This is a genomic window from Catenulispora pinistramenti, from assembly GCF_018274385.1.
GTDB classification, from domain to species: domain Bacteria; phylum Actinomycetota; class Actinomycetes; order Streptomycetales; family Catenulisporaceae; genus Catenulispora; species Catenulispora pinistramenti.
Genome location: NZ_JAAFYZ010000111.1, coordinates 25,154 through 32,068 on the forward strand (window position 1 = coordinate 25,154; position 6,915 = coordinate 32,068).

Sequence of the window (6,915 nt, forward strand, 5' to 3'; positions counted from 1 at the left end):
GTCAGACGGTGACGGGCTGGTGGTGCGCCAGCTCGGACAGGTGCCGTTCGGCGTCCAGCGCGGCGGCACACCCGGTGCCGGCCGCGGTGATCGCCTGCCGGTAGGTGTGGTCGACCACGTCGCCGGCCGCGTACACGGCCGGCAGGCTGGTCCGGGTGGTCGGCGAGTCGACCTTGATGTAGCCCTCGTCGTCCAGGTCCAGCACGCCGCGGAACAGCTCGGTGCGCGGCAGGTGGCCGATCGCCACGAACAGCGCGCCGGCCGGCTTCAGCGTCTCCTCACCGGTCTTCAGGTTGCGCAGCAGCACCCCGGTCACGTGGGCGTCGCCCTCGATGCCGGCGACCTCGGAGTCCCAGACGAAGGAGATCTTCGGGTTGGCGAAGGCCCGCTCCTGCATCACCTTGGACGCCCGCAGTTCATCCCGGCGGTGCACGACGGTCACCGTCTGACCGAAGCGGGTGAGGAACAGCGCCTCCTCCATGGCGGTGTCGCCGCCGCCGACCACGACGATGTCCTGGCCCTTGAAGAAGAAGCCGTCACAGGTGGCACACCACGAGACGCCCTTGCCGCTGAGCCGCTTCTCGTCCGGCAGGCCCAGCTCCTTGTACGCCGAGCCGGTCGAGACGATGACGGTGTGCGCCTCGTGCACGGTGCCCGCCGAGTCGGTGACCTTCTTTATCGGCCCGGTCAGGTCGACCGCGGTGACGTCGTCGAAGACCAGCTCCGCGCCGAACCGCTCGGCCTGCTTCTGCATGTTGTCCATCAGATCCGGGCCCATGATCCCCTCGGGGAAGCCCGGGAAGTTCTCGACCTCGGTGGTGTTCATCAGGGCGCCGCCGGCTGTCACGGAACCGGCGAACACCAGCGGATTCAGGCCCGCACGCGCGGTGTAGACCGCGGCGGTGTACCCGGCGGGTCCGGAACCGATGATGATGACGTTTCGGATCTCGCTCACGTGAGCCTGGCCTCTCGAATCCTGGGGCGACTTCAGTGCCGGTTGGCTCAACCGATCCTAGGCAAGATGCATTCCCGGCCGCGCCACGTGGCGGGTTTCACACGAGGTGTTAAGGGCGGGGGATCGTGGTCTGGGTGACAGCTTGTCCGGTTTTGCCCGAAGTACAGGAATCGAGGTCCACGACATACACGTCGGCGACCGTCGTGCTGCCGGGCTGCGAGTAGACCGACAGCGACGCCGGCTTGCCCTGGTACTGGGTCTGGGTGTGGGCCAGCAGCTGTGCGCCGCTCGGCACCGAGCTCGGCAGACACACCGGGCTGCTCCCCTGGGACGTGCCATTGGCCGGGGCCGACATGTGGCCACCGATCAAGTCCTCAGCCTGCTGCTGAATAGTCAAGGTGCTGTCTGTCGTGCTCGACGAGCCGTGGTCGGGACCGACGCCGACCTGAGGTGACATCCCCGGGCCCGGGGCCTTGTCCGACTGGGAGCCGACGCCATCAGGGCGGGTGACGGCCCCGTTCGCGGCCGCGCTGTCGGCATTGCTCTTGGCCTCGCCGCTCCCGCTGTTCAGCGCGACGATCCCGCCGATCCCGCCGACGATCACCAGCGTCGCCCCGGCCAGGCTGCCCAGGGCGATGCGGAACCGCCGGCGGCGCGGCCGGGCGGCGGCATGGCCCGCCGGGACGGTGTCCGCGGCCGGGGCCGTGCTCAGCGGCGGCTCGCGGTCCAGCGCGGCCTCGACACGGATCATGACGTCCTGCGGGATCGGCACCGGCGGCAGCAGATCGGCGAGCCCGGTGTCGCCCGCGATCAGGGCGAAGTCGGTGGAACACAGCGGGCACGAGGCCAGGTGGGCCCGGGCCGACTCGGTCGCCGGCGGATCGAGCAGCCCCTCGAACAGGTCCGCGAGCTGGTCCGGGTCGAGGTGGGTGCCGGGCTGGGAAGCGGCGGGATCGGTGATCATCCGGCCCTGCCTCCTTCCCGTCGATCTTGGCGCGTCGGAACTTTGACGCGCGCCGCGCCCCCTTGGTTCCCGCTTGGTTCAGCCTTCCCCGCGGGCGGCGGTGGGTCTCCCTCGCGGAGATGTCTCAGGAGTGGCAGGAGTTTCGCCCGGGCCCGGGCGCAGCGGCTCTTGACGGTTCCGGGGGCCACGCCCAGGGTCCGGGCGGTCTCCTCCACGCTGTAGCCCTCGACGTCCACCAGGACCAGCGCCACCCGCTGCTCCTCGGGCAGGGTGGCCAGCGCCGACCGCAGGGCCAGGCGCAGGTCGGTGTTGGCGATGTCGTCGGTGGCGGTGGGCCGCGCGTACTCGGTCTCCACCTCCGGCAGCGGGACGGTGGGCCGGCTGGTACGCCGCCGCATCCGGTCCAGGCAGGCGTTCACCACGACCCGGTGCAGCCAGGTGGTGACGGCCGAGTCGCCGCGGAACGAGCCGGCCGCCCGGTACGCCGAGATCATCGCGTCCTGCAGCGCGTCGGCGGCCTCCTCCGGGTCGCTCAGCGTGCGCAGCGCCACCGCCCAGAGCCGGTCGCGGTGCCGGCGGAAGAGCTCGCCGAAGGCGTCACCGTCCCCCTCGACGTGCCGGGCCAGCAGGGCCCGGTCGTCGAGCAGGGTGAGGTCGGCGCGCTGGGGCGGCATGGTCGATGCGGATCAGGAGGCGTTGAACTTCACGGACATGATGGAGTCGCCATAGCGGCTGGTCCCACCCTTGGCACACGGTATTGACATGTCCGGGCTCGGGGCGGCCGGCAGCGGCTGGGTGAACCAGATCAGGACGAAGCGGGTGCTTGCCGGGGAGTTGGCCTTCAGCGTGACCGTGGTGCTGCCGGGGTCTGCCGACGCGGCCTTGGTGAACCCCGCCGGAGGCTGGCCGGCGCTGATGGAGGGTACTGAAGTGACCGACGAGTCCGCGGTCCACATCTCCATGGCCGCGCCCGCCGTGCCGATGGTGACCGTCGCGTTGGAGATGGTCTTGGCCGAGCCCAGGTCGAAGATCAGCCCCGTGCCCTTGGGCTTGCCGTTGTGGGTAGGGGTGGGCCCGCAGTACTGGTTGGTGATCCAGCCCTTGTCGCCGATCTGGTTGTTCACCAGGTAGCCCTTGCCCTCGCTGCCGTCGTCCGAGTCGTAGATCGACACCGAGGCGGCGGTGACGCCGGCCGACGGCGGCGCCTGGCTGGCACCCGTGGTCGAGGACTGAGAGGCGGAGCTGTTCGTGGCGCCGGCCTTCTGGTCGCCCTTGCTGCCACTGCCGCTGAACATCGTGTAGGCCAACAGCGCGATGGCCACTACCGCGGCCAGTCCGCCGATGCCGATCAGCGTCGAGCTGTTCCGGCCGCCGCCACCGTTGCCGGAGCCGCGCGAGCCGCCGTAGCCGCCCCCGGATCCCCCGCCGCGCGGGCGGTATTCGTCCTCGTCGTAGGAAGCCGGCCGCTGCGGGGCGGTGTGCCCCACCGGGCGCTGCTGCGACGTGGGCGCCGGCTGGTAGCTCGGGGCCACCTGCGGCATGGCGGTGGTCCGGGCGGTGCCGGCCGGCATCGCGGGCATCACGGTGGTCTGCTGGTGGCGCAGCGGCGCGGTCTGCGGGGTCGAGGGCAGCGGGGCCTCGTAGCGCGGACGCGGCAGCTGGGCCAGCACGTCGGCGACCTCGGTCGGGGTCTGGAACTGCGGGCCCGCCGGGCCGTCGCCGAGGATGCGCAGGATCACCTCGTCCAGCTGCGGGGAGACCTCCGGGCGCAGCTCGCTCGGCGGGATCGGGTCCGGCTGCTGGGGGCGCTTGCCGGTGAGCAGCGCGTAGGACAGTTCGCCGATCGCGGTCAGGTCGGTGCCCAGCGGGTCCCGGGAGACGGTCCCGGTCAGCGCCGCGGCCAGGCACAGGTCGAGGATCTTCACCTCGCCGGTGTCGGTGCGCAGCACGGTCTTGGGGGACAGCCGCAGGTGGGCCAGGCCCTGGTCGTGCGCCTCGGTCATGGCCCGGGCGAGTTCGGTGGTGATCCGGACCGCCTCGGTGACCGGGACCGGACCGCCGCTGAGCACCTCGCCCAGGGTGTGGCCGTCGTGCAGCCACTCGGTGATGACGTAGTAGAGACCCTCGTCCGGCACGGCGTCCAGGACCTGGACGAAGTGGTTGTCGGCCATCGCGGCCGCGGCCCGGGCGGCGGCCATGAAGGCATCGGCGCGCGGCTGGTCGGCGCGCAGCAGGTGGATCCGGTTCGGGCGGTTCAGCTTCTCGTCGGCGGCGAGCCAGGTCACGGCCGGTCCCGTGGTGTGCAGGACTCGGTCCAGGCGGTACCGGCCGTCCAGCCGGTCGCCGGCGGTCACGCCGAGAGACAGGATCAGCGCCTCGGCGTCCGCGCCGATGCCGCCGTCCGGATCGGTGGTCTGGTCCGCGGCTGCCACATGACTCCCTGGTCCGTGCATGCTCTGTGGCATGGTCTCGTCATCCCCGCCTCATGGTATTAGGTTTCGTGCCGTCCTCGTGGCGCGTTGTCAGACCCTCATCTGTGCAGACCGTTCAGAACCATGGGCGGTTGCATCGGCAAACGTCTCTCGAGCGGTCGGCACCGGGTGATCGCCAGGCGGCTACCTCCCCAACTTCGCGCGTACCGAGCCGAGCAGCTGCTCGACTTCTTCCACGTGCATCAGGCGGGCGCACAGCACGTACAGCGTGGCCAGGAGACCTCCGCCGACCGCCAGCGAGACGGCGGAGCCCAGCCAACTCTGACCGACCATACGGTTCACATATAAAGCGACGATAAACGTCGCCCCGGCCGCGACCGCTGAGGCTCCTATCAACCGGACGTAAGTCTGCATGATGCGCTTGCCGTCCAGACCGTGCAGCCGCCGCTTCAGCTTCTGCACGGTGATCGCCAGGCCCAGGCAGTAGGCGATGCCGTAGACCGCGCACATCGCGACCACGGCCCAGCGCTCCTGGCCGCCGCCCTTCAGCGCGTAGAACACCGCCGAGCTCATCGCCACGTTCGCCGCCGAGATCCAGATGTTGATGGTGAACGGGCTCTTGGTGTCCTCGAAGGCGTAGAAGCCGCGCAGCATCAGGAACTGGGCCGAGAACGGGATCAGGCCGAGCGCGAACGCGGACAGCATGTAACCGATGATGTGCGCGTTGTCCATGGACATGCCGCCGTGCTTGAACAGCACCACGGCGATCTGCGGCCCGAGGACCAGGAACGCGAACGCCGACGGCACGATCGCCACCCCGGTGACCCGCAGGCCGTAGGAGATGTCGTCGCGGACCTGGGCCAGGTCGTTGCGGACCGCCGCGCGGCTCATCCGGGGCAGCAGCGCGGTGATCACCGAGACGGTGATCAGGGCCTGCGGCAGGCCCCAGATCATGAAGGCGTTGTTGTAGGCCGCCACGCCCCAGTGCTCGAAGCCGTCGTTGTTGACGTTGGAGGCGTACCGCATGACCACGGCCAGCCCTATCTGGTTCACCAGGACGAACAGCAGCGTCCACTTGGCCAGGGTGACCGCCTTGCCCAGCCCGTGTCCGCGCCAGTCGAAGCGCAGCGTGAGGTGCATGCCGGCGGACTTGATGTACGGCAGCAGGGTCAGCGCCTGCACCGCGATGCCCAGCGTGACGCCCAGACCCAGCAGCCGGACGTTGGAGGCCGGGATCGTCGAGGGCGTCAGGTCGTTCTTCCGGTTGATGTACCAGTAGGCGCTGGTGGAGCCGATGACCACGACGTTGGTCAGCACCGGGGTCCACATCATCGGGCCGAAGCGGCCCTTGGCGTTCAGGATCTGGCCGAGCACCACGAACAGGCCCAGGAAGAAGATCTGCGGCATGAACATCCGGCCGAGGTCGATCGCCAGCTGCCGGTCGGAGCCCTTGAAGCTGGAGAACAGGTCCACCAGCTCGGGGGTGAACAGCTCGGTGAGGATCGTCAGGACGAGCACGCCGGTCAGGACCAGCGTCAGCAGCCGGCTGGCGTAGGCCGAGCCGCCGTCGCGGTCCCGGTGCATCGAGCGCACCAGCTGCGGCACGAACACCGCGTTCAGCGCACCGCCGATGATCAGGATGTACAGCATGTTCGGCAGGTTCAGGCCGATGGTGTACGAGTTGGCGATGCTCGCGGTGCCGATTGCGGCCACCAGTAGGAACTGCCGGACCAGGCCGGTCAGCCGGGACGCCAGGGTGCCCAGGGCCATCAGCCGCGAGGCGCGGCCGACGCTGGGCTCGGCCGGGGCCGCCGGGCGGACCTCGGTCGCGGTGCGGTCCCGGACGCTGGAGTCCCAGGGACCGCCTTCGCGGGTGCCCGGTCCGGTGCCGGCCGGCCCGCCGGGCCCGCGCGTCGCCGGACCCTGCACCCGGCCGCGGCGTGGTGGTATCAGGGCTTCGAGGTTGCTGGGGTTCGCGCGGCGGGGCGCGACCGTCATCGTCGGGATCGGCGAGAGGTCCCAGCGGGTGGCGCTGACCGCGTCCTCGTAGTCGTCGCGCCAGTCGCGCTCCTGCTCGTCGTCGGCGCCGTACTGCTCCTGCTGCGGCGGCTGCCAGGCCGGCGGCTCCTGGTCGCCGCCGCGGCCCGGGACCTCGTCGCGGAACAGGGCGCGGTTGTCCTCGCCCGAGCGCCGGCCGGGGACGGGATCGTGGTTCCCGTTCGGCGGGGCGGGCTGCCAGGAATCGGCCGGGGCACGGCGCGGGTCGGGGGCGCCCGAAGCGCCGCCGCCGTACTGCTCGCCGTACTGGTCCGCGTGCGGAGCCTGGCGCGGGTCGGGCTGTCGGCCGTGCGGGGGCCCGGCGTGCTGCTGGGGGTGCCGCGGATCCGGCTGCGGACTGCGCGGGTCGCGGCGCTGCCCCAGCGAGGAGGCGCCGGGATCCCGGTACTGGTCGCCGTCCCGGTACGGGGGCTGACCGGCCTGCCGCGGGTCGGCGGCGTACGGCTCCCGGCCGCCGCGCGGCGGGTTCTGCGGACCGGCGTACTGCTCGCGGTACTGCGGGGCAT

The 6,915-nt window shown here is 71.1% G+C and carries 5 protein-coding genes; all 5 read right to left on the reverse strand.

All coding sequences use genetic code 11. The annotated features are described in order from the left end of the window. Position 1 precedes the first annotated feature (1 nt). On the reverse strand, positions 2–955 hold the full coding sequence (gene trxB / locus KGQ19_RS27840) for a thioredoxin-disulfide reductase (protein WP_212013993.1): 954 nt from the start codon (positions 953–955) through the stop codon (positions 2–4). A 109-nt stretch (positions 956–1,064) separates the two neighbouring features. Next, on the reverse strand, positions 1,065–1,919 hold the full coding sequence (locus KGQ19_RS27845; RefSeq protein WP_212013995.1) for an RsmA family anti-sigma factor: 855 nt from the start codon (positions 1,917–1,919) through the stop codon (positions 1,065–1,067). Beyond that, entirely contained in the window at positions 1,916–2,593 is a 678-nt protein-coding gene (sigM, locus tag KGQ19_RS27850) for an RNA polymerase sigma factor SigM (RefSeq protein ID WP_212013997.1), read from the reverse strand. Before sigM ends, KGQ19_RS27845 begins: the two co-directional genes overlap by 4 nt. A 12-nt stretch (positions 2,594–2,605) precedes the next feature. Beyond that, on the reverse strand, positions 2,606–4,351 hold the full coding sequence (locus KGQ19_RS27855) for a protein kinase family protein (protein WP_212014007.1): 1,746 nt from the start codon (positions 4,349–4,351) through the stop codon (positions 2,606–2,608). A 183-nt stretch (positions 4,352–4,534) separates the two neighbouring features. Beyond that, positions 4,535–6,915, reverse strand: a 2,381-nt coding sequence (gene murJ / locus KGQ19_RS27860) for a murein biosynthesis integral membrane protein MurJ (protein ID WP_212014009.1), incomplete at its 5' end; no start/stop codon positions are given.